The organism is Xanthomonas sp. CFBP 8443, assembly GCF_025666195.1.
Lineage (GTDB): Bacteria > Pseudomonadota > Gammaproteobacteria > Xanthomonadales > Xanthomonadaceae > Xanthomonas_A.
Genome location: NZ_CP102592.1, coordinates 1,239,970 through 1,262,196 on the forward strand (window position 1 = coordinate 1,239,970; position 22,227 = coordinate 1,262,196).

The window sequence follows — 22,227 nt, forward strand, 5'->3', positions numbered from 1 at the left end:
GGCGCGGCGCCCGGGAGAGCGAGAATGAGCGACGGGTTCGTGGCGTTGTACATCTTCATGCTGGCGGCCATCGCCGGACATGTGATCATCTCGCGGGTGCCGGTGATCCTGCACACCCCGCTGATGTCCGGTTCCAACTTCATCCACGGCATCGTGCTGATCGGCGCGATGGTGGTGCTCGGCCACGCCGACACCACGCTGGAAAAGGCGGTGGGCTTCCTCGCCGTGCTGCTCGGCGCCGGCAATGCCGCCGGCGGCTACGTGGTCACCGAGCGCATGCTGGAGATGTTCAAGAGCTCGAAGAAGCCCGGAGACAAGCCATGAGCTCGGCGCGGCCGCTGGGGCCCAGGGCGTGGTTCCAGATGCTGAGCTACCTGCAGTACCCGGCGATGGTCGCCGCCGCCATCTACGCCGCCAGGCCGCTGTTCAACGGCATGGCCGGCGTGTTCGACGACTGGAACTACGCGCTGCTGTACGCCGGCGTGGGCGTCGGCCTGTCGTCGCTGCAGGATCCCACCCGCACCCAGAACAAGATCTCGCATTCGATCTGGCAGGACCCGCGCAAGGGGCGCCTGGCGCTGTGGCTGCTCTCGATCGAGGCGCTGGTGCCGATCGTGATCGGCCTGGTCGGCGCCTACCTGGCGAGTTCCACGCCGCTGAACCAGTTGTCGCTGGGTCTGGTCGCGTTCGGCCTGGGCATGGTGGGGCTGCTGAAGACCGCCATCGAGATGTTCGAGCACCATCGCCTGGACCGCGCGCGCGATCCGGCGGACATGCTGATCGGGGGACACGCATGAGCACGACCGAAGCACTGTCCTGGCTGGTGAAGGTCAGCTATCTGGTGGCCGCTACCCTGTTCCTGCTCGGCCTGCAGCGCATGGCTTCGCCGAAGACCGCGCGCAGCGGCATCCATTGGGCCGGGTTCGGCATGCTGCTGGCGACCGCCGCCACCTTCTTCCTGCCCGGCCTGCACAACCTGACCCTGATCCTGCTGGCGCTGGTGATTGGCACCGGCGCGGCGTGGATCTCGGCCAAGAAGGTCGCCATCACCGACATGCCGCAGATGGTCGCGCTGTACAACGGCATGGGCGGCGGCTCGGCGGCGGCAATCGGGGCGGTGGAACTGCTGCGCTTCTCGTTCCTGGCGCACCGCGACACCTCGCACTGGAGCGAGAGCGCGATTGCCGCGCTGGCTGCGCGCCAGCCCGATGCGACCACGCTGGCGCTGGCCATCATCGGTTCGGCGATCGGCGCGATCTCGCTGTCCGGCTCGATCATCGCCTGGGCCAAGCTCGACGGGCGGCTGGACAAGCGCGTGACCTTCCCCGGCCAGCAGGCGTTCAACCTGCTGGTGTTCGTGGCGATGCTGGGCCTGGGCGCTTGGGCGGCGATCAGCCTAAGCCCGGTGGCGATCGTGGCCTTCTTTGCGGTCGCGCTGGCACTGGGCGTGCTGATGACGCTGCCGATCGGCGGCGCCGACATGCCGGTGGTGATCTCGCTGTACAACGCCTTCACCGGCCTGGCGGTGGCGTTCGAAGGCTACGTGCTCGGCAACGAGGCGCTGATCATCGCCGGCATGATGGTCGGCGCGGCCGGCATCCTGCTGACCCGGCTGATGGCCAAGGCGATGAACCGGCCGATCAGCGGCGTGCTGTTCTCCAACTTCGGCGGCGGCGGCCAGGCGCAGGAGATCAGCGGCGCGCAGAAGCCGATCGAGGCCGGCGACGTGGCGGCGATGATGGCCTACGCCGAGCGCGTGGTGATCGTGCCCGGCTACGGCATGGCGGTGGCGCAGGCGCAGCACAAGATCTGGGAGCTGGCGCAGCGGTTGATCGAGCGCGGGGTCAAGGTCAAGTTCGCGATCCACCCGGTGGCCGGGCGCATGCCCGGGCACATGAACGTGCTGCTGGCCGAGGCCGGCGTGCCCTACGACCTGATCGCCGACATGGACGACATCAATCCCGAGTTCCCCAGCACCGACGTGTCGCTGGTGATCGGCGCCAACGACGTGGTCAACCCGGTGGCCAAGACCGATCCGGCCAGCCCGATCTTCGGCATGCCGATCCTGGACGTGGTCAATTCCAAGAACGTCATCGTGATCAAGCGCGGCAAGGGCACCGGGTTCGCCGGCATCGAGAACGCGCTGTTCTATGCCGACAACACGCGCATGCTGTACGGCGACGGCGCCGAGGCGGCCGGCGCGCTGGTCAGCGAACTGAAGGCGCTGGACGGCGGGCATTGAGCTTGTGCTGGCGACCGATGCTTGGCCGCTCCGGCCGGGTGTCGGTCGCGGCTGAAGCCGCTCCTACAGGGGGGCGGGAGCACTGACTGTAGGAGCGGCTTCAGCCACGACCACTACTCTCAGCGCGCGCTGAAATACGCCACGACCAAGCCGATGCCCAGCCACAGCACGTCGCCGGGGCGGTTGGCCAGCACGGTCAGCGTCCACGCGTAGCGCGCGCCCATCTTCAGCGACGAATCCCACGGATCCAGGCCCAGTCCCGCGCCCATGTGCGCGGCGGCGATGCCCCAGTTGGCGGCGGCGATGACCAGCGCGGTGGCCAGCACCGCCACGGCGATGCGCAGCTTGCCGCGCGGCAGCGTGCCCAGGCGCAGCATCCACGCGATCTCCAGCGCTACCGGCACCGCCATCCAGCCGGCCTGATGGCCCAGGCTCAAGGCGACCAGCATCCAGGCGATCAGGGCGGTGAAGCAGCCCAGGCACAGCAGCAAGGGCCATAGCCAGTGCGTGGTCCTGGCCGGCATGGAGGAGGGCGGCATGCGATGTTCCCGAAGAATCCGCACAGGATACCCTCCGGCACGTACCCCGCGCACTCGGATAAACTGGGCGACTTGCACCGGCGGGGCCTGCCCCCATATCGCCCCCATGTACTCACGCAGCAGTGAACCTGTCCAATTCGAACGCGATTGCGCGGCGGTCATGGTGCCGCAGGGCGACGCGGTGACCCTGCCGGCCGGCAGCTACGGCTACATCACCCAGGCGCTGGGCGGCAGCTACACGGTGTTCGTGGAGGGCAACCTGTTCCGCATCGCCGGCAAGGACGGCGATGCGATCGGCAAGGAGCCGCCGCCGGGCCTGGACCTGCCCGAGGGCGCCAGCGACGAGCAGGTCGAGGCGCTGATCTGGCAGCAGCTGCGCACCTGCTTCGATCCGGAGATCCCGTTCAACATCGTCGACCTGGGCCTGGTCTACGAAGTCGGCGTGCAGCCGCGCGAGGACGGCCAGCGCCTGGTGGAGGTCAAGATGACGCTGACCGCGCCGGGCTGCGGCATGGGCGAGATCCTGGTCGACGACGTGCGCAGCAAGCTGGAGCTGATCCCGACCATCGCCGAGGCCGATGTCGAGCTGGTGTTCGATCCGCCGTGGGGCCGGCATATGATGTCCGAGGCCGCGCGCCTCGAAACCGGCATGCTCTGACCCGCGCGACTGCGCGACCTGGGGCCGGGACAAGGCGCCGCCGCTGCTCGGATGATGCAGCGGCACGGCCGTCCCTCGACTACCACAGGAAACCCCCGGTGTCCGCTACCGAGCCGTCTTCGCAGTTCCGCCTGATCCCGTCCACGACCGCACGCAGCGCCGATGCGCGCGCGCAGATCCTCGCCGCGCCGGGCTTCGGCAACTACTTCACCGACCACATGGTCGCCATCGAATGGGACCGCGAGCAGGGCTGGCACGACGCCCAGGTCCGCGCCTACGGTCCGCTGGCGCTGGATCCGGCCGCCTCGGTGCTGCACTACGGCCAGGAGATCTTCGAGGGCATCAAGGCCTACCGCCATGCCGACGGCTCGATCTGGACCTTCCGCCCCGAGGCCAACGGCAAGCGCCTGCAGCGCTCGGCGCAGCGCCTGGCGCTGCCGGACCTGCCGGTGGAGCTGTTCGTCGAATCGCTGCGCCAGCTGATCGCGGTCGATGCCGCGTGGGTACCGTCGGCGCCGGAGACCAGCCTGTACTTCCGTCCCTTCATGATCGCCAACGAGGCGTTCCTGGGCGTGCGCGCGGCGCAGAAGGCCGGCTACTACGTCATCGCCAGCCCGGCCGGCGCCTACTTCGCCAAGGGTGTGGCGCCGGTGGCGATCTGGCTGTCCACCGACTACGCGCGTGCGGCCAAGGGCGGCACCGGCGCGGCCAAGTGCGGCGGCAACTACGCCGCCTCGCTGCTGCCGCAGCAGCAGGCGCAGGCGCAGGGCTGCTCGCAGGTGCTGTTTCTGGACCCGGTCGAGGGCAAGTACCTGGAAGAACTGGGCGGCATGAACGTGTTCCTGGTGATGCGCGACGGCAGCCTGGTCACCCCGGCGCTGTCCGGCAGCATCCTCGAGGGCATCACCCGCGACAGCATCCTGCAGCTGGCGCGCGATCGCGGCATGCAGGTGGTCGAGCGCCAGGTGACCATCGACGAGTGGCGCGACGGCGTGGCCTCCGGCGAGATCGCCGAGATCTTCGCCTGCGGCACCGCCGCGGTGGTGACCCCGATCGGGCAGCTGAAGGGCAAGGATTTCGCGGTCGGCGATCTGGCCGCGCCGGCCGGCGCGGTGACCCTGTCGCTGCGCCAGGAACTGACCGACATCCAGTACGGCCGCGTGCCCGACCGCCATGGCTGGCTGGTGCGCCTGGACGGTTGAGCGGCACGTGCCGATGCCGCGGCGATGCTGCCGCGGCATCGGCCCTTGGAGCCGGTGAAACCGTCGCCGATGCGCGGCGGTCCTGCCCGCCATTCGTTCTTCGCTGCCGTTGGATCGCCGCAACCACGCGCTGCCGGCAGATCGCCAGCGCCTGCAGGCGTAGCGCCATGCGCGGCCGTTGCACGCTGACCAGTCCTGACCGCGGCGCCTACTTCAGCGCCTGCCGACCGATGTCCTGCCTTGGTCGCAGCGTGTCATTCCATGTCTCTTGCGTGACGTTGGCGTGGCGCAGTGCAGCGCCGAGTGCGGAATGGTCAGCTGAACGCAGTTGATGGTCGTCACGGAACGGCATTTTGGACGACGCATTTCCTAGTGGTAGCCCTCCATACGCCATTGTATTGACCGGCGCAATTGACTAGGTTCGATGAACGGACGGCAACAGGGGGCTGGTCCGGCCTCTCGGCTTGATGCTGCGTTCAGCCGTCGTCGAACGCATCGTCGTCGAACTATCGCCGCTTCGCGGCCATTCAACGATAAGGAAGTTCCGATGACCGATATTTCGCAACGTCGTTCGCGTCAGCGCACGTGGCTGGTGGTGGTGGGCGCGTCGGCACTGAGTTCGCTGCTGTTGGCGACCCCGGCCTTCGCCGGCGAGGTCAACCTGTCCGGGCTGTCCTCCGAACCCACCCTGCAGCGTTTCATCGTCAAGTACCGCGATGGCAGCACCGAACTGGCGGCGCCGGCGTCGCTGCAGCGCGCGCTCTCCTCCGCCGCGACCGCGGTGCCGGCCAAGAGCGGCCGCGCGCTCGGCCTGACCTCGCTGCGGCGCCTGGCGATCGGCCCGGAAGTGGTCAAGGCCAACCGGGTGCTCGACGCCAAGGAAGCCGAGATGCTGATGCGCCGGCTCGCCGCCGACCCGAACGTGGAGTACGTCGAGCTCGACCGGATCATGACCGCGACGCTGACCCCGAACGACCCCAGCCTGTCCTCGCAGTGGGCCTTCGGCACCGGCACCGCCGGCATCAACGTGCGCCCGGCCTGGGACCAGGCCACCGGCAGCGGCGTGGTGGTGGCGGTGATCGACACCGGCATCACCAACCATGCCGATCTCAACGCCAACATCCTGCCCGGCTACGACTTCATCAGCGACACCTTCGTCTCGCGCGACGGCGACGGCCGCGACGCCAACCCGGCCGACGAGGGCGACTGGAACCCGGTGGCCAACGAGTGCTACAGCGGCTCGCCGGTGACCAATTCCAGCTGGCACGGCACCCACGTGGCCGGCACCGTCGCCGCGCAGACCAACAATGCGGTCGGCGTGGCCGGCACCGCGTTCGGCGCCAAGGTGCTGCCGGTGCGCGTGCTGGGCCGCTGCGGCGGCTACACCTCCGACATCGCCGATGCGATCGTCTGGGCCTCCGGCGGCACAGTCAGCGGGGTGCCGGCCAACACCACCCCGGCCGAGGTGATCAACATGTCGCTCGGCGGCGGCGGCACCTGCTCGGCCACCTACCAGAACGCGATCAACGGCGCGGTCGGCCGCGGCACCACGGTGGTGGTGGCGGCCGGCAACAGCGGCGCGAACGTGTCCGGCTCGGTGCCGGCGAACTGCGCCAACGTGATCGCGGTGGCGGCCACCACTTCCTCGCGCGCCAAGGCCAGCTATTCGAACTACGGCACCGGCATCGACATCTCCGCACCGGGGTCGAGCATCCTGTCCACGCTCAATTCCGGCACCACCACGCCGGGCAGCGCCAGCTACGCGTCCTACAACGGCACCTCGATGGCGGCGCCGCACGTGGCCGGCGTGGTCGCGCTGATGCAGTCGGTCGCGCCGTCGCCGCTGACCCCGGCGCAGGTCGAGACGACGATCAAGAACACCGCCGCCAGCTTCTCGTGCTCGCAGGGCTGCGGCGCCGGCCTGCTCGACGCCAATGCCGCGGTGACCGCGGCGCTGGGCGGCGGCGGTCCCGGCCCCGGTCCCGGCAACCAGTTGCAGGACGGCGTGCCGGTCACCGGGCTGGGCGCCAGCAGCGGCGCCGAGCTGAACTACACCGTGGTAGTGCCGAGCGGGGCCAGTTCGCTGAGCGTCACCATCGCCGGCGGAAGCGGCGATGCCGACCTGTACGTGCGCCTGGGCAGCGCGCCGACCGACAGCACCTACGGCTGCCGCCCGTACCTCAACGGCAACAACGAGACCTGCACCTTCAACGCGCCCAGCGCCGGCACGTACTACGTGCGGGTCAAGGCGTACAGCACGTTCTCGGGCGTGACCCTGACCGCGAACTACTGATCCGCCCGCTGCGCGGCGGCCATCGCGGCCGTCGCGCAAGCGCCGCACGTCCCCCGAACGGAATCGGCGGCCTGCGGCGTTCGAGACAGATAGGAAAATGCGATTGCCCGCGCCCCGGCGCGGGTTTTTTTTGCCTCGCTTGCCGAGGCGGTCGACGCCGGCACCTGCGCCAGGCGCATCGGCCTGCATCGGTATGCAAGGAAGGATTGCGGTGTCGCGGACCTGGCCAGTGTCGCGGAAATCAGTAGGCGGCGCGGCCCCGCGCGCGCGTCATTCGCACAGATCGCAGGCGCGCGCCTGCAACACGGCCAATACCTGCCCGGCATCGATCTCCAGCAGCAGGCCGCGCTGCCCGGCGTTGAACCACACGCTGCCCGCAGCGAGCGCCGACTGCTCGATCAGCACCGGCGCCTGCCGCTGCTGGCCCAGCGGGCTGATGCCGCCGACCTTGTAGCCGGTGCGGCGCTCGGCCTCGGCCACCTCCATCATCCGTGCCGATTTGCCGGCACCGGCCGCGGCGAGCTTCTTCAGCTGCACGCGGCGATCGGACGGGACCACCACGCACACCGCACTGCTGTCGACCCACGCCATCAGGCTCTTCAGCACCCGCGCCGGCGGCAGGCCGAGCGCCTGCGCCGCCTGCAGGCCCTTCGCGCCGGCCTCGGCTTCGTAGTCGTAGGGATGCAAGGTGTAGGCGACGCCGGCGGCGTCCAGCGCCCGGGTTGCGCGGGTGGCCTTGGACATGGCGGCTCAGACGGGTTCGAAGCGGTTCGCGGCCACGTTCTTGCGCACCTTCTGCGGGTCCCAGATCTGCCCGTTCATGGCGATGTAGACACCGGCCGGCAGCGACTGCACCGCGCCGACCGCGCAGCCGATGTTGAATTCCGCGTCCGAGCCGCGGAACCGCGCCGGATTCAGCGCGCCGGTCATCACGATGGTCTTGTCCGGGATGGTCTGCAGCACCTTGCCGGTCTGCACCATCGAGTCGGTGCCGTGGGTCAGCAGCACGTGGCGCGCGGACTGCGCGGCGACGGTGGCGCGGATCAGTTCGCGGTCCTCGTCGGTGATGTGCAGCGAGTCCTTGCGGATGATCGGGATCACGGTGAAGCGGAAGGTCACGCCCAGTTCCTTGAGGATCTGGCCGATCTGCGGATCGCCGATCTGGTAGTCGGACTTGTCGTCGAAGTAGATCTTGTCGATCGTGCCGCCGGTGGTGACGATCAGGAGTTCTTCCATTGCCGGTTCCTAGAGCATGACGGGGCGCCGCCGTGGCCGCGCAGGCCGCCATGATAGCGGCAGCCCGGCGGCCGCCGTTCAGGGCTTGTCGTCGCCGGCCGCCGCCGCGCCGCGCTTGCGCGCGAAGCGTGCGCGAATGCCCGGCGCACTGGACAGGCCGATCGCCAGCAGCGCCAGCAGCAGTTCGGCCCAGGCGTAGGCGCGCTGCGGCGGATGGCTCCAGGCCGCCATCACCCCGTGGCTGAACCAGAACAGCCCGAACACGCCGGCCCAGAAGCGCGCCACCGCCGAGCCGCGCAGCACGCCGATCGCCATCAGCAGCGGCGGCAGCGCGAACACCAGCAGCGCGGCGAGACGGTGGCGGTCGTCGTGGAACCAGGCCGCGTACAGCAGCGCCAGGACCAGCAGCGTCGCCCCCAACGCATGGCGCAGGCGTGCCGCGCTCATGGCGCCGCCAGGCGTTGCGCGATGCCGGCCAGGCGCCGCCCCAGCGCACGCGCCAGCTGCGCTTCCTCTTCGCTGGGCTGCGGGTCGTCGTCGGCGCCGGCGACGTGGCTGGCGCCGTACGGCGTGCCGCCGCTGCGGGTGCTGCTGAGCAGCGGCTCGGTATAGGGAATGCCGACGATCACGCAGCCGTGGTGCAGCAGCGGCAGGTGCATCGACAGCAGGGTCGCTTCCTGGCCGCCGTGCAGCGACGCGGTCGAGGTGAACACCGCCGCCGGCTTGCCGGCCAGGGTGGCGCTGGCCCATTCGGCGCCGAGGCCGTCGATGAAGTGTTTGACCGGCGCGGCCATGTTGCCGAAGCGGGTGGGGCTGCCCAGCGCCAGGCCGACGCAGTCGCGCAGGTCGCTGGCGTCCACGTACGGCGCGCCGCTGTCGGGCACCGGCGGCGCGCTGGCCTGGGTGACCGCGGCCACCGGCGGCACGGTGCGCAGGCGCGCGGCCATGCCGGGCACCTCGCCGACGCCGCGCGCGATCTGCCGCGCCAGGCGCGCCACCGAACCGCCACGGCTGTAGTACAGGACCAGGATCTCGGCCATGCGGCCCTCGCTTGCTTGCACCAGAACGGCCGCCAGTATCGGCGATGCCGGCGCCTGCGCGCATCGGGTACCCTTGCCCGATGCAGCCTTTGGACACGGTCAATCTCTGGACGGAGCGGGTACGCGACCGCGCGCGGATGCGCAGCTTCGCCAGTTTCCTGTGGCACCGCTTCCTCGACGACCGCCTGTTCCAGGCCGCCGCCTCGCTGGCCTACACCACGATCTTCGCGCTGGTGCCGCTGGCGATGGTGGTGTTCGGCGTGCTGTCGGCGTTCCCGGTGTTCGACGAGTGGAGCGACAAGCTCAGCGACTACATCTTCTCCAACTTCGTACCGGCCGCGGCGCGTTCGGTGGAAGCCTATCTGCGCCAGTTCTCGGCCAGCGCCGGGCAGCTGACCAGCGCCGGCACGATCGCGCTGATGGTGTCGCTGCTGATCACCTTGAACAGCGTCGAGCAGACCTTCAACCGGATCTGGCGGGTGGTCTCGGCGCGGCCGCGGCTGACCCGCTTCCTGGTGTACTGGACGGTGATGACCCTGGGCGCGCTGCTGGCCGCGGCGTCGCTGGCGGCGTCGGCACGGTTCTTCGCGCTGCCGCTGTTCCGCACCAGCGAAGGCCGGCTGCTGGCGCAGATGGCGCTGGGCCTGGCGCCGGTGCTGATCGAGTTCGCCTGCATCACCCTGGTGTACCGGGTGGTGCCGCACCACACGGTCAAGCTGCGCCACGCGGTGCCGGGCGCGCTGCTGGCGGTGGCCCTGCTGGAGCTGGTGAAGGGCGGATTGAGCCTGTACCTGGGCAGCTTCCAGTCCTACCAGCGCATCTACGGCACGGTCGCGTTCGTGCCGATCTTCCTGCTGTGGACCTATCTGAGCTGGATCGCGATCCTGCTCGGCGCCTCGCTGGCCTCCTCGATCGCGGCGTTCCGCTATCAGCCGGCGTCGATGCGGCTGCCGGCCGGCTACGAGATCTACGCCTTGCTGCGCCTGCTCGGGCGTTTCGCGCAGGCGCGCAAGGACGGCCACGGCCTGCAGGAAGACCAGATCCTGCAGCTGGAACCGATGCTGACCGATTCGCTGGTGCAGGAGTTGCTGTGCGAGCTGGAGCGCATCCGCCTGCTCAACCGTGCCGAGCAGGGCGAATGGCTGCTGGCGCGCGACCTGGCCGACGTGCCGCTGACCGAACTCTACGAAAACTGTCAGCTGCGCATCCCCATCGCCGAAGCCTACCTGCCGTGCCGCGACGACGCGCTGGGGCAGGCGGCGTGGCGCGCGCTGGATGAGTTGCGCATGCCGCTGCGCGACGTGCTGAAACGGCGCGTCGGCGATCTTTACACCGATATCGGAGACCTCGCATGACCCCGCGCATCCTGTTCCCGTTGTTCGCCGCCGCCGCGTTGCTGGCCGGCTGCGATCGCCATCCGACGCCCGCCGATGGTGCCGCGCCGGCCGCCTCAGCTCCGGCCGCGCCGGTGCCGCCCCCCGCGCCGACGGCAGCGGCTGCGCCCGCCGCCGGCGCCGCGCCGCAGGTCGTGCAGGAAACCCGCCCACAACCGACGCTGAAGATGAAGGCGGTGGACGGCAGCGACTACGACCTGGCCGCGCATCGCGGTAAATGGGTGGTGGTGAATTTCTGGGCCACCTGGTGCGCGCCGTGCCTGAAGGAGATGCCGGAGCTGTCGGCATTGCACGTGATGCGCGACAACATCGAAGTGGTCGGCCTGGCCTACGAGGACATCGAGCCGGCGGAGATGCAGGCGTTCCTGAAGGAGCACCCGGTGGCCTACCCGGTGATCATCGTCGACACCTACGCGCCGCCGGCCGACTTCGCCACCCCGCGCGGGTTGCCGATGACCTACCTGATCGCCCCGGACGGCAAGCTGGCCAAGCAGTTCCTGGGCCCGGTCAACGCGCACGACATCGAAGCGGCGATCGCCGCGGCGGGCGGCCCGGCGCCCGGCCAGGCGAAAGCCGCGCGCTGATGGCGGCGGCGCGTTTCCTGGTGTCCGGTCGGGTGCAGGGCGTGTCCTTCCGCGCCTCCACCCGCGAGCGTGCGCTGGCGCTGGGGCTGGACGGGCAGGCGCGCAACCTGGCCGACGGCCGCGTCGAAGTGATTGCCGCCGGCGAGGCCGCGGCACTGGAGACGCTGGCCGACTGGCTGCAGCACGGCCCGCCGGCGGCGCGGGTCGCGCAGGTGTTGCGCGAGCCATGGCCGGAGCCGGTGGCGGCGGGCTTCGCGATCGGCTGAAGCCCGAAATTCTGGGGATTCCTGTGTGGTAGGGACTTCAGTCCCGATGCTTTACCGATAACGCTTCGTCGGGACTGAAGTCCCTCCCACAAGCGCATGCCACTGCAGAAGAAGGGTCAATCCGGGCCGCGTCTTTGCGGAGAGGTCCGGTCGCGGCTGAAGCCGCTCCTACAGAAGAGCATGCAAGAAAAGTATTGCACCGTCAGTTTGCGGGTTGATCATCGAGTCCCGAGTCCCGAGTCCCGAGTCCCGAACCCCGGCCTCACACCGGATACGACGCAACCGGCTGCAGCACGCCGAACGTCTCCTTGCGCGGCTTGTGCTTCAGTGGCGGCAGCGCCAGGCCCGGCTCCTGCAGCGGCGTGTCGGGCAATTGGTCGAGCAGGTGCCGGATCAGGGTCAGGCGGCCGCGTTTCTGATCGTTGAAATCGACCAGCGTCCACGGCGCGTGTTCGCTGTGGGTGGCGTCCAGCATCGCCTCGCGGGCGCGGGTGTAGTGGGCGTACTGGGCGCGCGACTGCAGGTCCACCGGCGACAGCTTCCAGCCCTTCAGCGGATCGTGCAGGCGTTCGGCGAAGCGCTTCTCCTGCTGGTCCTGGTCCACGCACAGCCAGTACTTGAACAGGCGGATGCCGTCGTCGACCAGCAAGCGCTCGAACAGCGGCGCCTGGCGCAGGAAGGCGTGGTATTGCGCGTCGTTGCAATAGCCCATGACCCGCTCCACGCCGGCGCGGTTGTACCAGCTGCGGTCCATCAGCACGATCTCGCCGGCGGCCGGCAGGTGCGTGGCGTAGCGCTGGAAATACCACTGCGTGCTTTCGCGGTCGGTCGGCTTGGGCAGCGCCACCACCCGGCACTGGCGCGGGTTCAGATGTTCGGCGATGGCCTGGATCGCGCCGCCCTTGCCGGCGGTGTCGCGGCCCTCGAACAGCACCAGCACGCGTTCGCCGCTGTGCTGCAGCGCCTGCGCCAGCGCCGCCAACTCCAGTTGCAACGGCTGCATCAGCGCTTGGTAGTGCTTGCGTTTGAGCTTGCTCATTTGCTGCGCCTGGCGCGGGTGCCGGCCATGCTCCGCGCCACTTCCAGCAGCGCGCCCTGTTGGCGGCTGTCGAGGGCGCGGTAGGCCTGCAACAGATCGTGTTCGCCGCGGGTGCGGGCCGGGTCGAGCTGACTGGCCAGTTCGCCGAGCAGGGCGCCAGCGGGAACGCCGAAGGCGCGCGCCAGCGCGTTGAGCTGGTCGCGGCCGGGCATCTTTTCGCCGGCCAACCAGGCCTTGACCGTGGCCGCGCCGGCGCGCGGGATGGCGGCGGCGATGTCCGCCGCGGTCATGCCGCTGGCCTTGGCCAGCAGGCGCAGGGTGGTGTCCAGGGACATGCGCGGTTCCAGGTCATTCCTTCAGGCGGGGACGCAGCGTCGCCAGGTTGCACGGCTTGGTGCGCGCATCGAGTTGCGCGGCGACGATCCGTTCCCAGGCGGTGCGGCAGGCCGAGGTCGAGCCGGGCAGGCAGAACACGAAGGTGGCGTTGGCCAGGCCGGCGAAGGCGCGCGACTGCAGCGAGGAGGTGCCGATCTCGTCGAAGCTGATCGCGCGGAACAGTTCGCCGAAACCGGGCATCTGCTTGTCCAGCAGCGGCAGCAGCGCTTCGGGGGTGGAGTCGCGGCCGGTGAAGCCGGTGCCGCCGGTGACCAGGATGCCGTCGACCTGCGGGTCGGCGATCCACGCCGACACCACCGCGCGCATCCGGTAGCGGTCGTCGGGCAGCAGCTCGCGCGCGTACAGGCGGTGGCCGGCCTCGCCGAGCACCGACACCAGGTAGTCGCCCGAGCTGTCCTCGGCCAGGCTGCGCGTGTCCGAGACGGTCAGCACGCACAGGTTCAATGCAATGAAATCGGCTTTGGCGCTCATGCCGGCAGCCTAGCCGCTCGCCCGGTCGGCGTACAGCCTGCCGCGGCGGATCGGCGCGGGTCGTGCAGCGAAGGTTGGGGAAGAGGTCGGGGGAGGGTGGTGCGGCGTTGGCTTGCGCCCGGCGTCGGCCAGCCGTGTCGGTGCCGGTGCGTGCGTGTCGCGACAGCATGCGTGTACGTTGCGTTACAGCGTCTTGCCGGAGACGTCTGCGGGTCGGGGCGCAGATTCGCCGTGCGAGGCGTGGGGTCCGCCTGCCGGTCGCGTCGGTGTCGGGCTTCAGCTAGTTCGTTGTCTGCGTTCCGCGCGCGGATCGGCGTCTTGCCGTGTTTCGCCAATGCGAATGGGTTGTTCGCAATGATCGACCGCGCGCGTCCTGTCGAGCAGGCGCGAGCCAGGTCGCGAGCGCGCCGCTTCAGGCGTGTCCATGCGCAGGCTGCGCCAGGCTGCCGGGCAGTGCCAGCGCGCGCGGCCGGTAATGAGTCACGCGCGCTGCGGGATGGGAGGCCAGCGGCAGCCGCTCGGGTTCGCGCTGCAGCGCGCGCCGCTGCGCCTCGGCGCTACTCCATTCGGCATAGTCGAGCAGGCCGCGGCCGTCGTCGGCCAGATGCAGGTGCGAGGCGATCAGGCCGCGCAGCGCATGCGCGCCGTCCTGCAACGCGGCGAATGCCGCATCGGCGTGGCGCTGCGCCTGCGCCGCATCGCGGGTCGCAAGCCTGGTCACCACGATGCAGCCGGGCAGGCGCTGCGGATCGGACACCCCGCTGCGGATGCGCCGGTAACGGTGCAGCGTCAGCCGCGGCGACGGCGCGCGCGGGCGCCAGTCGCGGCCGAACGGCGTGGCGCCGTCGCCGCATTGCGCGTACAGCAGGTCCGGCGCTGCGCTCAGCGATTCCAGCCAGGCCAGGGCATGCAGGTCGCCGCCAGGGGCGCCGCGCAATCGCGCGAGCAGCGTTGCGCAGACCGGCGCCGAGGCGTGGGCGACCAGCACGCTGCGGGCATGCGGGGAGGTGAGATCGGGCGACAGGCGTGCGGGCATCGGGGCGTGCGCGAGTGGAAGGCGCGCAGTGTCGAACCTCGACCATGCTTGAGGTCAAGCGTGTGTCCGCAGGGGGTGCATCGCAGCAGGTCGTGGCGATGTGGGCGTTGCGAGGGGCAGTCGGCCGCCTTTGCGCCGCGACGAGGCATGCGGCGACCAACGGCTGTGTTGTTCCTGGGTGTGGGGGTGCGGATTCCGACACGCGGGGATCCGCTGTACTGCACGCTGCGTCGGATATCGCTGGCGAGCGATCGGCGACCTAGTGTGGCCCGCTCCAGCCATGCCGGCGCGCGGTGTCGCGCAACAGCGCGGCGAAGTCCGCGGCGAAGCCGTGCATGTCGAACAGGCCGGCGCTGGCGCGGCGCTGCTGCAGAGTGTCGCGCAATGCGCGCAGCGCGGCAGGGTCGCGGCCCAACTGCACGGCCTTGGCGACGAAGGCGGCGTCGTCGGCGACGTTCATCTCGTCCATGCCCAGGTGGTGATTGAGGCTGCCGGCCACGCGCGCGGCGAAGGTCGTGCCGGGGCAGGTCAGCAGCGGACAGCCGGCCCACAGCGCATCGGAGGCGGTGGTGTGGGCGTTGTACGGATGCGTGTCCAGGAACAGGTCGGCATGCCGGTAGCGGGCCAGGTAGTCGGCGTGGGCCAGCTTGGGCATGAAGCGCAGCCGCGCCGGATCCACCTCGGCGCGCCGCGCGGCCTCGCGCAGCCGCGCGTCGGCCTGGCCGGGACCGGACAGCAGCCACAGCACGCTGTCCGGCACCTGGCGCAGCACCGCCAGCATCCGCGCCACGCTGCGCGGGGTCAGCTTGTAGCTGTTGTTGAAGCAGCAGAACACGGTGCCGTGCTCCGGCAGCCCGCACGCGCTGCGCGAGGGCGGGGCCTCGACGCGGCGGCTGTCGTCCGACGGCTGGAACGCGCGCGGCAGGCGCAGCACGCGCTCGCTGTAGTGCGCGGCCAGCGCGTCGGGCAGCGCGAACGCATCGCCGACGACGTAGTCGATCCACGGCGCACCGGACGTGCCCGGATAGGCCAGCCAGTTGATCTGCATCGGCGCCGGGCGCAGCGCCAGCACTTCCGGCGTACCGCCGCCGCCCCAGCCGCGCAGGTCGAACAGCAGGTCGATGCCGGCATCGCGGATGCGCTGCGCGATCGCCCGGTGCGGCTGCCCGGCCACGTCGTGCCAGGCGTGCGCCGCGGTCTGCAGGCGCGCGCGGATCGCGCTGTCGTCGCCGCGGTTCGATGCGAACAGCTGCACCTGCAGGTCGGCGTGCGCGCGCAGCAGTTCGAACAGGGCCACGGTCAGCAACCCGGTGGGATGCGCGCCGAAGCCGTTGGACAGGAAGCCGACCTGCAAGGGGCCGGCGCGACGCAGCGTTGCCGCCGGCAATGGCGCCAGCGTCCGCGCCAATGCAAGCGCACGGTTGCGCGCGCAGTGCAGCTGCTCGGCGGCGGTGGCGTCTTCGTTGAGGAACGCGAACGGTTCGATCGCCGGATGGCCCTGGCGCACGGCGGCGCGCACCTGCTGCGACAGCGCATCCAGCTCGCGCCAGTCGCACAGCTTGCGCCGCCAGTTCAGCAGGTGCGCGGCGATCGACGGTTCCTGCGGCAGCAGCGCGTGCGCATGGGCGTAGGCGTGCGCGGCGGCTTCGGCCTCGCCGTTGTCCTCCAGCGCATGGCCCAGCCACAGGGCGATGCCCGGATGCTGCGGCGCATGCTGCAACGCCTGGCGCAAGGCGGCGGCGGCCTCGGCATGGCGGCCCTGGGTCCAGCGCACCCGGCCCAGCCGCGCCAGCGCTTCGGGGTGCGCCGGGCGCAGCTGCAACGCGCGCAAGGCAGCCTGCTCGCCGGCGGCGACCGCGCCGGCGCCGAGTTCGGCGTCGGCCAGCATCACCCAGGCGATGAAATCCTGCGGGTCGCGGCGCACCGCGGCCTGCAGCTGGCGCAGTTCGTCCAGCGCGCTGCCGCTCACGCGCGCGCGGCGGCCCGCACGTGCGCATCGGCGCGGCGTACGCGCACGCTCACGGGCTGTCGCTCAGCCGCGCCAGTTCGTCGACCTGGTGCTCGTGGCTCAGCCGCTCGATCAGCGCATCGAGGTCGCCTTCGATCACGTTGGGCAGGTCGTACAGGGTCAGGCCTTCGACCCGGTGGTCGGTGATGCGGCCCTGCGGGAAGCTGTAGGTGCGGATGCGCTGGCTGCGGTCGCCGCTGCCGACCTGCAGCTTGCGGTCCTGCGCTTCGGCCGCGGCCTGCTTGCTGCGCTCGGCGTCGAGCAGCTGCGCCTTCAGCCGCTTCATCGCCTTGTCGCGGTTGGCGTGCTGGCTGCGCTCGGTCTGGCATTCGACCACCACCCCGCTCGGCAGGTGGGTGATGCGGATCGCCGATTCGGTCTTGTTGACGTGCTGGCCGCCGGCGCCGGAGGAGCGGAACGTGTCCACCTTCAGGTCGGCCGGGTTGAGCGTGATCTCCTCCACGTCGTCGGCCTCGGGGATGATCGCCACCGTCGCCGCCGAGGTATGGATGCGGCCCTGCGATTCGGTCGCCGGCACCCGCTGCACGCGGTGCGTGCCGGATTCGAACTTGAGCTTGGAATACGCGCCGCGGCCGACGATGCGCGCCACGATCTCCTTGTAGCCGCCGTGTTCGCCGGGGCTGTCCGATTCCACTTCCACCTTCCAGCCCTGGCGCTCGGCGTAGCGCGCATACATGCGGAACAGGTCGCCGGCGAAGATCGCCGCCTCGTCGCCGCCGGTGCCGGCGCGCACTTCCAGGAACAGGTTGCCGTCGTCGCGCGGATCGCGCGGCACCAGCAGCAGCGCCAGCTGTTCGTCGAGCGCGAGCAGGCGCGCCTGCGCGGCGGCGATTTCCTCCTCGGCCAGTTCGCGCAGTTCCGGGTCGCCGCGCATCGCCTCGGCGGCGGCCAGGTCGGCCTTGGCCGCGGCCTCGTCGGCCAGCGCCGCGGCGACCGGCTCCAGTTGCGCGAATTCGCGCGAGTAGTCGCGGAAGCGGGCGTTGTCGCCGACCACGTCCGGATCGGACAGCAGGCGTTCGAGTTCTTCGCGACGCTCGGCCAGCGCCTCCAGCTTACGGCGCAGGGTCGGTGTCATCGGTCTTCAGGATAGGGTGGTGGTAGCCCGGTTTTTCCGGGAACAGGCGCTCGGCGGCGCGGGCCAGTTCGGCATCGCCGCTCAGCGCCGCCTCGCGCAGCGCCGCGGTGGGCGGATGCAGCAGGCGGTTGGTCAGGGTATTGGCGAGAAATTCCAGCACCTCATCGGCCGGCTTGCCGTTGGCCAGTTGCTGCCGCGCCTTGGCCAGCACGTCGTCGCGGGTGCTGTCGCCATGCGCGCGCAGGCGCTTGAGCGGCGCCTGGCGGCCGCTGGCCTGCAGCGTCTCGATGTAGCGCAGCACCTGCAGGTCGATGATCGCTTCGGCGGCTTCGGCGGCTTCGCGGCGGCCGCGGCGATTGTCCTCGACCGCGCGCTCCAGGTCGTCGACGGTGTACAGATAGGCGTCGGCCAGTTCGGCCACGCCGGCCTCGATGTCGCGCGGCACCGCCAGGTCGAACAGCAGCATCGGCTTGTGCTTGCGCGCGCGCAGCGCCTGCTCGACCTGCGCCCGGGTCACCACGGGCTCGCGCGCGGAGGTGGCCGAGAACACCACGTCGGCTTCCTGCAGATGCCGCTCCAGTTCGCTGAGCGGCAGCGCCACGCCGCCATGGCGGCTGGCCAGTTCCTGGGCATGGGCGAGGGTGCGGTTGGCGATCAGCAGGCGCCGCACGCGGCCTTCGCTCAGGTGCCGGGCGGCCAGCTCGATGGTCTCGCCGGCGCCGACCAGCAGCACCGTCGATTCGCTGAGCCGGGCAAAGGAGTTCTGTGCCAGGCGTACCGCGGTGGACGCCACCGATACCGGGTTGGCGCCGACCCGGGTGTCGGTGCGCGCGCGCTTGGCCACCGAGAAGGTCTGCTGGAACAGCCGGTCCAGGCGGCTGCCCAGGGCGCCATGCTCGCGCGCCAGCGCCCAGGCGTCCTTGACCTGGCCGAGGATCTGCGGCTCGCCCAGCACCATCGAGTCCAGCCCGGTGGCGACGCGGAACAGATGCCGCACCGCATCGGCGTCCTGGTGCTGGTACAGGTAGCCGTGCAGGCCGGCCGCGTGCGCATCCAGCCAGTCGGCCAGGCGCTGCGCGTCGTCGGTGATCGCATACAGCTCGGTGCGGTTGCAGGTGGACAGCAGCGCGGCCTCGGCGACGTCGGGCAAGGCACGCAGCGACTGCAGCGCGCGCGGCAGCGCATCGCCGGCGAACGCCACCCGTTCGCGCAGGTCGACCGGCGCGGTCTGGTGGTTCAATCCGAGCACCCACAACGTCATCTGTTCAGTTGCTTGCGATAAGCTGCTGGCCATTCAGGGCCCCATTTTACGGCCCGGTCGCCCCCGATGCCCGCATTGATTCGCATCCGTATCGTTCTATTGCTGTCGGCGCTCGCCGTGCTGCCGGCCATCGGCGCCGCCGCCGCCGCGCCGACCGCCACCGCCAAGCTGCCGCCGAGCGCCGCGCCGTCCTCGCTGACGCCGATCCTGGCCGGCGAATTCGCCCTGCAGGCCGGGCAGCTGGCCGATGCCTCGCACTGGTACCTGGAAGCGGCCAACGCGGTCCCCGGCGATGCCGGCCTGGCCGAGCGCGCGACCCGCATCGCGATGCTGGCCAACGACACCGAGGCGGCGGCAAAGGCCCTGGCGCTGTGGCGCCAGCGCGCGCCCGAGTCGCTGGCGATGCGCAGCGCCGAGGCCTCGCTGGCGCTGCGCAACGGCAACCTGCGCCAGGCGCGCGGCCTGCTGGTGGCGCTGTTGCGCGACAAAGACACGCGCGGCTGGCGCTACGCGCTGGTGGCGCTGGTCGGCGGCAACCGCGACCCGGAAGTGGCGGCGAAGGTGCTGGACCAGTTGCTCGATGCCAATGCCATCCCCGACCAGCTCGAGGCCTGGCAGGAATTCGGGCGCCTGGCGCTGCGCCTGGAACAGCCCAAGCTGGCCGAGCGCATCGTCGACCAACTGGTCAAGCGCTTCCCGGAAGAGCCGCGGGTGGCCTTGCTGCACGCCACCCAGCTGCAGCAGGCGGGCAAGACCGAACAGGCTCGCGCTTTGCTGCAGGGCGTGGAGCCCAAGGCGCCGCGCGACCCTGAGCTGCGCGGCGCGCTGGCCTACGCCTACGACGCGATCGGCGACACCGCCGCGGCGGCGCGGGTGCTGGCGCTGGGCCCGCAGGACACCCAGAATTACGGCCTGCGCGCCTCAATGCTGGCCAAGCTGCAGGACAATACCGCGCTGGGCGCGCTGTACGAGGAGCTGCGCAAGGGCGCGACCAAGCCCGATCCGGAGCGGCGCCTGCTGCTCGGCAAGATCGCCGAGTTCCTCAAGCGCTATCAGGAAGCGGTGGACTGGTATCGCGGCGTGCCGGGCAGCCCGCTGCGCAGCGAGGCGCGGCTGCGCACCGCCGGAGCGCTGTACGAGCTCGGGCAGAAGGATGCCGCCTTCACCGAGGCGCGCGCGCTGCAGGACGATGCCGAGGCCGACGACGCCGCGCGCCGCGACGCCTACGTGCTGGAAGCGGAACTGCGCCAGCGCAGCGGCGACGACGCCGGCGAGCTGCAGGTGTTCGCGCGCGGCCTGGCCGCCTATCCGGACGACAACGCTCTGCTGTACGCGCGCGGCCTGGCCTGGGAACGGCGCGACCGCATCGACCGCGCCGAGGCCGACCTGCGCAAGATCCTGGTCACCGAGCCGGAGAACGTGGCCGCGCTCAATGCGCTCGGCTACACCCTGGCCGATCGCACCCACCGCTACCGCGAGGCGCTGCAACTGATCGACCGCGCCCGTACCGCCGATCCGGACAACGCCGCGATCATCGACAGCTACGGCTGGGTGCTGTACCGGCTGGGCAAGACCCAGGAAGCGCTGGTGCAGCTGCGCCGCGCCTGGACCCTGTTCAAGGACCCGGAGATCGCCGCGCATATCGGCCAGGTGCTGTGGGAGCAGGGTAAGAAGGACGAGGCCAACAAGTACTTCGACGAGGCGCGCAAGCTGGATCCGAAGAATCGCGCGCTGCAGCGGGCGATGGAAAAGGTCGCGCCGTGAGGCCGGCATTGCGCGCAGGCTGGGCGCTGGCGATGCTGCTGGCGCTGGCCGGCTGTACCTCGCTGGCGCCGCGGCAGGCGCCGCCGGCCGCCACGGCGCCGCTCGGCGAGGCCGCACGCCAGGCCGAAGCGGACCGCGCCGCCTGGCTGGACGCGCATCCGCAATGGTCGTTCCAGGGCCGGGTGGCGATCACCAAGGGCCGCAACGGCGGCAGCGGGCGCATCGACTGGGCCCAGCAGCAGCGGCAATACCAGGTCGAGCTCAGCGCGCCGGTGACCCGCCAGAGTTGGCGTCTCACCGGCGACAGCCATCACGAGGCCGGCCGCCTGGAAGGGTTGGAGGGCGGCCCGCGCGAAGGCGAGGACGCCCAGCAGCTGCTGCTCGAGGCCACCGGTTGGGAGATTCCGGTCAATCTACTGCCGGACTGGGTGCGTGGGCGGGTCGCGGTGGACGCCGAGGCGCCCGAGCAGGTCGGCTACGACGCCGACGGGCGGCTGCAGGCGCTGCGGCAGATGGGCTGGGAGATCCAGTTCCAGGAGTGGTATGCGCCCAGCGACGGCCGCCCGGCGCTGCCGCGGCGCATCGAGGCGCGCAACGGCGACGCCAAGGTGCGGCTGCTGCTCGACCAGTGGGACTTCGCCACGCCATGAGCGCAGTGCGGAAGGACGGCTGGTCGGCGTGGCCGGCCCCGGCCAAGCTGAACCTGTTCCTGCAGATCACCGGCCGCCGTGCCGACGGCTACCACGCGTTGCAGACCGTGTTCCGCCTGCTGGACTGGGGCGACACGGTGCATTTGCGCGTGCGCGCCGACGGTGTGGTGGCGCGGCTCGGCGACTCGGTGGCCGGCGTCGCCGAAGCCGACGACCTGTTGGTGCGTGCTGCGCGATTGCTGCAAAAAGAAGCCAAGATTGCGGAAGGTGTCGACATCCGCGTCGAAAAGCGCATTCCGGCAGGCGGCGGTTTTGGCGGCGGCTCGTCCGATGCGGCGACGGCGCTGGTCGCGCTGAACGCCTTGTGGGGCGCCGGGCTGGACGAGGATGCGCTGGCTGGCCTGGGCCTGACCCTGGGCGCGGACGTGCCGGTGTTCGTGCGCGGCCGCGACGCCTGGGCCGAGGGAGTGGGCGAGCGGCTGACCCCGCTGCGCCTGCCGCCGGCCTGGTACGTGCTGGCCGATCCGGGGGTGCACGTGCCCACCGCAGCGCTGTTCCAGGCCCCGGATTTGACGCGGGATGCCGCGCCCGCGAAAATGGCGGACTTCGTTTCAGGTTTCCTGCTCGGCAATGCGTTCGAGCCGGTGCTGCTCCGTCGCGAACCGGCCATCCAGGCCACGTTCCAGGCGCTCGCGCAGATCGGCACGCCGCGCCTTACCGGGTCGGGGAGCGGTTGTTTCGTCGAGTTCGCCGATCGCGCTGCCGCCGTGCGCGCGCTGGCGGCCTTGCCGGATGGGATGCGCGCCTGGGTGGCTGGCGGCGTGACCCGCTCGCCGCTGCTCGACGCGCTGGAGGCATAGCAACAGTTCCATGCAGGGGCGTCGCCAAGAGGCCCAAGGCACCAGGTTTTGATCCTGGCATTCGTAGGTTCGAATCCTACCGCCCCTGCCAATTGTGTATGCAGATCCCTCTGCAAGAGCCCGCACATCCATGTGCGGGGGTTCAACAGGTAGGAGCGTGCTTCGCCTGGGGTTTTCCACGTTTCACGCTGT

Annotated in this window: 24 protein-coding genes and 1 tRNA gene; 13 read left to right on the forward strand and 12 right to left on the reverse strand. The window is 70.6% G+C overall.

Going from position 1 to position 22,227, the window contains the following annotated elements:
- Nucleotides 1-24: 24 nt before the first annotated feature.
- Genes NUG20_RS05195 through NUG20_RS05205 form a run of 3 tightly spaced genes read left to right on the forward strand, consistent with a single transcriptional unit; the run spans nt 25 to nt 2,242 of the window.
- The gene (locus NUG20_RS05195; RefSeq protein ID WP_145705660.1) at nt 25-324 is read left to right on the forward strand and encodes an NAD(P) transhydrogenase subunit alpha part 2; all 300 of its coding nucleotides are present in this window, start codon (nt 25-27) and stop codon (nt 322-324) included.
- Nucleotides 321-797 (forward strand): hypothetical protein, encoded by a 477-nt coding sequence (locus NUG20_RS05200; protein WP_263397382.1) that lies wholly within the window; start codon nt 321-323, stop codon nt 795-797. The genes NUG20_RS05195 and NUG20_RS05200 overlap by 4 nt, the downstream gene beginning before the upstream one ends.
- Nucleotides 794-2,242: an NAD(P)(+) transhydrogenase (Re/Si-specific) subunit beta gene (locus tag NUG20_RS05205; protein ID WP_263397383.1), complete on the forward strand. Its 1,449-nt coding sequence runs from the start codon at nt 794-796 to the stop codon at nt 2,240-2,242. The genes NUG20_RS05200 and NUG20_RS05205 overlap by 4 nt, the downstream gene beginning before the upstream one ends.
- A 119-nt stretch (nt 2,243-2,361) precedes the next feature.
- On the opposite strand, the gene NUG20_RS05210 is transcribed toward NUG20_RS05205, so the two are convergent.
- The gene (locus NUG20_RS05210) at nt 2,362-2,781 is read right to left on the reverse strand and encodes a hypothetical protein (protein ID WP_263397384.1); all 420 of its coding nucleotides are present in this window, start codon (nt 2,779-2,781) and stop codon (nt 2,362-2,364) included.
- A 106-nt stretch (nt 2,782-2,887) separates the two neighbouring features.
- On the opposite strand from NUG20_RS05210, the gene sufT reads away from it, so the two are divergent.
- The 3 genes from sufT to NUG20_RS05225 all read left to right on the forward strand — a co-directional run bounded on the left by sufT (nt 2,888) and on the right by NUG20_RS05225 (nt 6,934).
- Entirely contained in the window at nt 2,888-3,439 is a 552-nt protein-coding gene (sufT, locus tag NUG20_RS05215) for a putative Fe-S cluster assembly protein SufT (protein WP_064539496.1), read from the forward strand.
- Nucleotides 3,440-3,537: 98 nt separating this feature from the next.
- Nucleotides 3,538-4,641: a branched-chain amino acid aminotransferase gene (locus NUG20_RS05220; RefSeq protein WP_263397385.1), complete on the forward strand. Its 1,104-nt coding sequence runs from the start codon at nt 3,538-3,540 to the stop codon at nt 4,639-4,641.
- Nucleotides 4,642-5,188: 547 nt separating this feature from the next.
- Entirely contained in the window at nt 5,189-6,934 is a 1,746-nt protein-coding gene (locus NUG20_RS05225; RefSeq protein WP_263397386.1) for a serine protease ExpR, read from the forward strand.
- Nucleotides 6,935-7,204: 270 nt separating this feature from the next.
- Here the strand turns inward: NUG20_RS05225 and ybaK are convergent, their stop codons facing one another.
- The 4 genes from ybaK to wrbA form a co-directional block, all read right to left on the reverse strand.
- Nucleotides 7,205-7,678, reverse strand: a complete 474-nt coding sequence (gene ybaK, locus NUG20_RS05230; protein WP_263397387.1) for a Cys-tRNA(Pro) deacylase — start codon at nt 7,676-7,678, stop codon at nt 7,205-7,207.
- Between the two features lie 6 nt (nt 7,679-7,684).
- On the reverse strand, nt 7,685-8,170 hold the full coding sequence (locus tag NUG20_RS05235; protein WP_179568138.1) for an asparaginase domain-containing protein: 486 nt from the start codon (nt 8,168-8,170) through the stop codon (nt 7,685-7,687).
- Nucleotides 8,171-8,248: 78 nt separating this feature from the next.
- On the reverse strand, nt 8,249-8,617 hold the full coding sequence (locus NUG20_RS05240) for a DUF2069 domain-containing protein (RefSeq protein ID WP_263397388.1): 369 nt from the start codon (nt 8,615-8,617) through the stop codon (nt 8,249-8,251).
- A complete protein-coding gene (wrbA, locus tag NUG20_RS05245) occupies nt 8,614-9,210 on the reverse strand; it encodes an NAD(P)H:quinone oxidoreductase (RefSeq protein ID WP_003472251.1) in 597 nt (198 codons plus the stop codon). Before wrbA ends, NUG20_RS05240 begins: the two co-directional genes overlap by 4 nt.
- Before the next feature lie 80 nt (nt 9,211-9,290).
- Between wrbA and NUG20_RS05250 the strand changes: the two genes are divergently transcribed.
- Genes NUG20_RS05250 through NUG20_RS05260 form a run of 3 tightly spaced genes read left to right on the forward strand, consistent with a single transcriptional unit; the run spans nt 9,291 to nt 11,454 of the window.
- Complete coding sequence (locus NUG20_RS05250) at nt 9,291-10,565, forward strand: YihY family inner membrane protein (RefSeq protein WP_263397389.1); 1,275 nt, start codon at nt 9,291-9,293, stop codon at nt 10,563-10,565.
- Between the two features lie 20 nt (nt 10,566-10,585).
- Nucleotides 10,586-11,188, forward strand: coding sequence for a TlpA family protein disulfide reductase (locus tag NUG20_RS05255; RefSeq protein ID WP_263398397.1), 603 nt, complete (start codon nt 10,586-10,588; stop codon nt 11,186-11,188).
- A complete protein-coding gene (locus NUG20_RS05260; RefSeq protein WP_263397390.1) occupies nt 11,188-11,454 on the forward strand; it encodes an acylphosphatase in 267 nt (88 codons plus the stop codon). Before NUG20_RS05255 ends, NUG20_RS05260 begins: the two co-directional genes overlap by 1 nt.
- A 262-nt stretch (nt 11,455-11,716) precedes the next feature.
- On the opposite strand, the gene ppk2 is transcribed toward NUG20_RS05260, so the two are convergent.
- From ppk2 to hemA, 7 genes are all read right to left on the reverse strand, one after another.
- Nucleotides 11,717-12,493 carry a polyphosphate kinase 2 gene (gene ppk2, locus NUG20_RS05265; protein WP_263397391.1) on the reverse strand — a complete coding sequence of 259 codons (777 nt, stop codon included), beginning with the start codon at nt 12,491-12,493 and terminating at the stop codon, nt 11,717-11,719.
- The gene (locus tag NUG20_RS05270; RefSeq protein WP_263397392.1) at nt 12,490-12,828 is read right to left on the reverse strand and encodes a helix-turn-helix domain-containing protein; all 339 of its coding nucleotides are present in this window, start codon (nt 12,826-12,828) and stop codon (nt 12,490-12,492) included. Before NUG20_RS05270 ends, ppk2 begins: the two co-directional genes overlap by 4 nt.
- Before the next feature lie 13 nt (nt 12,829-12,841).
- Complete coding sequence (gene moaB, locus NUG20_RS05275; RefSeq protein WP_263397393.1) at nt 12,842-13,360, reverse strand: molybdenum cofactor biosynthesis protein B; 519 nt, start codon at nt 13,358-13,360, stop codon at nt 12,842-12,844.
- Nucleotides 13,361-13,772: 412 nt separating this feature from the next.
- Nucleotides 13,773-14,396 carry an antibiotic biosynthesis monooxygenase gene (locus NUG20_RS05280; protein ID WP_263397394.1) on the reverse strand — a complete coding sequence of 208 codons (624 nt, stop codon included), beginning with the start codon at nt 14,394-14,396 and terminating at the stop codon, nt 13,773-13,775.
- A 259-nt stretch (nt 14,397-14,655) separates the two neighbouring features.
- On the reverse strand, nt 14,656-16,365 hold the full coding sequence (locus tag NUG20_RS05285; RefSeq protein ID WP_263397395.1) for an O-linked N-acetylglucosamine transferase, SPINDLY family protein: 1,710 nt from the start codon (nt 16,363-16,365) through the stop codon (nt 14,656-14,658).
- Between the two features lie 49 nt (nt 16,366-16,414).
- Complete coding sequence (prfA, locus tag NUG20_RS05290) at nt 16,415-17,500, reverse strand: peptide chain release factor 1 (protein ID WP_263397396.1); 1,086 nt, start codon at nt 17,498-17,500, stop codon at nt 16,415-16,417.
- Complete coding sequence (gene hemA / locus NUG20_RS05295) at nt 17,478-18,761, reverse strand: glutamyl-tRNA reductase (protein ID WP_263397397.1); 1,284 nt, start codon at nt 18,759-18,761, stop codon at nt 17,478-17,480. The genes prfA and hemA overlap by 23 nt, the downstream gene beginning before the upstream one ends.
- Nucleotides 18,762-18,827: 66 nt before the next feature.
- Between hemA and NUG20_RS05300 the strand changes: the two genes are divergently transcribed.
- The 4 genes from NUG20_RS05300 (at nt 18,828) to NUG20_RS05315 (ending at nt 22,126) form a co-directional block, all read left to right on the forward strand.
- Entirely contained in the window at nt 18,828-20,525 is a 1,698-nt protein-coding gene (locus NUG20_RS05300; RefSeq protein ID WP_263397398.1) for a tetratricopeptide repeat protein, read from the forward strand.
- A gap of 32 nt (nt 20,526-20,557) precedes the next feature.
- Nucleotides 20,558-21,175 (forward strand): lipoprotein insertase outer membrane protein LolB, encoded by a 618-nt coding sequence (gene lolB / locus NUG20_RS05305; protein ID WP_263398398.1) that lies wholly within the window; start codon nt 20,558-20,560, stop codon nt 21,173-21,175.
- A complete protein-coding gene (ispE, locus tag NUG20_RS05310) occupies nt 21,172-22,035 on the forward strand; it encodes a 4-(cytidine 5'-diphospho)-2-C-methyl-D-erythritol kinase (RefSeq protein WP_263397399.1) in 864 nt (287 codons plus the stop codon). The genes lolB and ispE overlap by 4 nt, the downstream gene beginning before the upstream one ends.
- A gap of 14 nt (nt 22,036-22,049) precedes the next feature.
- Nucleotides 22,050-22,126 (forward strand) — tRNA-Gln (locus NUG20_RS05315).
- The last annotated feature ends 101 nt before the right edge of the window (nt 22,127-22,227 follow it).

Coding starts and splice junctions, on each gene's coding strand:
- NUG20_RS05195 (WP_145705660.1), top strand. CDS start 25: ATGAGCGACGGGTTCGTGGCGTTGTACATCTTCATGCTGGCGGCCATC.
- NUG20_RS05200 (WP_263397382.1), top strand. CDS start 321: ATGAGCTCGGCGCGGCCGCTGGGGCCCAGGGCGTGGTTCCAGATGCTG.
- NUG20_RS05205 (WP_263397383.1), top strand. CDS start 794: ATGAGCACGACCGAAGCACTGTCCTGGCTGGTGAAGGTCAGCTATCTG.
- NUG20_RS05210 (WP_263397384.1), bottom strand. CDS start 2,781: ATGCCGCCCTCCTCCATGCCGGCCAGGACCACGCACTGGCTATGGCCC.
- sufT (WP_064539496.1), top strand. CDS start 2,888: ATGTACTCACGCAGCAGTGAACCTGTCCAATTCGAACGCGATTGCGCG.
- NUG20_RS05225 (WP_263397386.1), top strand. CDS start 5,189: ATGACCGATATTTCGCAACGTCGTTCGCGTCAGCGCACGTGGCTGGTG.
- ybaK (WP_263397387.1), bottom strand. CDS start 7,678: ATGTCCAAGGCCACCCGCGCAACCCGGGCGCTGGACGCCGCCGGCGTC.
- NUG20_RS05235 (WP_179568138.1), bottom strand. CDS start 8,170: ATGGAAGAACTCCTGATCGTCACCACCGGCGGCACGATCGACAAGATC.
- NUG20_RS05240 (WP_263397388.1), bottom strand. CDS start 8,617: ATGAGCGCGGCACGCCTGCGCCATGCGTTGGGGGCGACGCTGCTGGTC.
- wrbA (WP_003472251.1), bottom strand. CDS start 9,210: ATGGCCGAGATCCTGGTCCTGTACTACAGCCGTGGCGGTTCGGTGGCG.
- NUG20_RS05250 (WP_263397389.1), top strand. CDS start 9,291: ATGCAGCCTTTGGACACGGTCAATCTCTGGACGGAGCGGGTACGCGAC.
- NUG20_RS05260 (WP_263397390.1), top strand. CDS start 11,188: ATGGCGGCGGCGCGTTTCCTGGTGTCCGGTCGGGTGCAGGGCGTGTCC.
- ppk2 (WP_263397391.1), bottom strand. CDS start 12,493: ATGAGCAAGCTCAAACGCAAGCACTACCAAGCGCTGATGCAGCCGTTG.
- NUG20_RS05270 (WP_263397392.1), bottom strand. CDS start 12,828: ATGTCCCTGGACACCACCCTGCGCCTGCTGGCCAAGGCCAGCGGCATG.
- moaB (WP_263397393.1), bottom strand. CDS start 13,360: ATGAGCGCCAAAGCCGATTTCATTGCATTGAACCTGTGCGTGCTGACC.
- NUG20_RS05280 (WP_263397394.1), bottom strand. CDS start 14,396: ATGCCCGCACGCCTGTCGCCCGATCTCACCTCCCCGCATGCCCGCAGC.
- prfA (WP_263397396.1), bottom strand. CDS start 17,500: ATGACACCGACCCTGCGCCGTAAGCTGGAGGCGCTGGCCGAGCGTCGC.
- hemA (WP_263397397.1), bottom strand. CDS start 18,761: ATGACGTTGTGGGTGCTCGGATTGAACCACCAGACCGCGCCGGTCGAC.
- NUG20_RS05300 (WP_263397398.1), top strand. CDS start 18,828: ATGCCCGCATTGATTCGCATCCGTATCGTTCTATTGCTGTCGGCGCTC.
- lolB (WP_263398398.1), top strand. CDS start 20,558: ATGCTGCTGGCGCTGGCCGGCTGTACCTCGCTGGCGCCGCGGCAGGCG.
- ispE (WP_263397399.1), top strand. CDS start 21,172: ATGAGCGCAGTGCGGAAGGACGGCTGGTCGGCGTGGCCGGCCCCGGCC.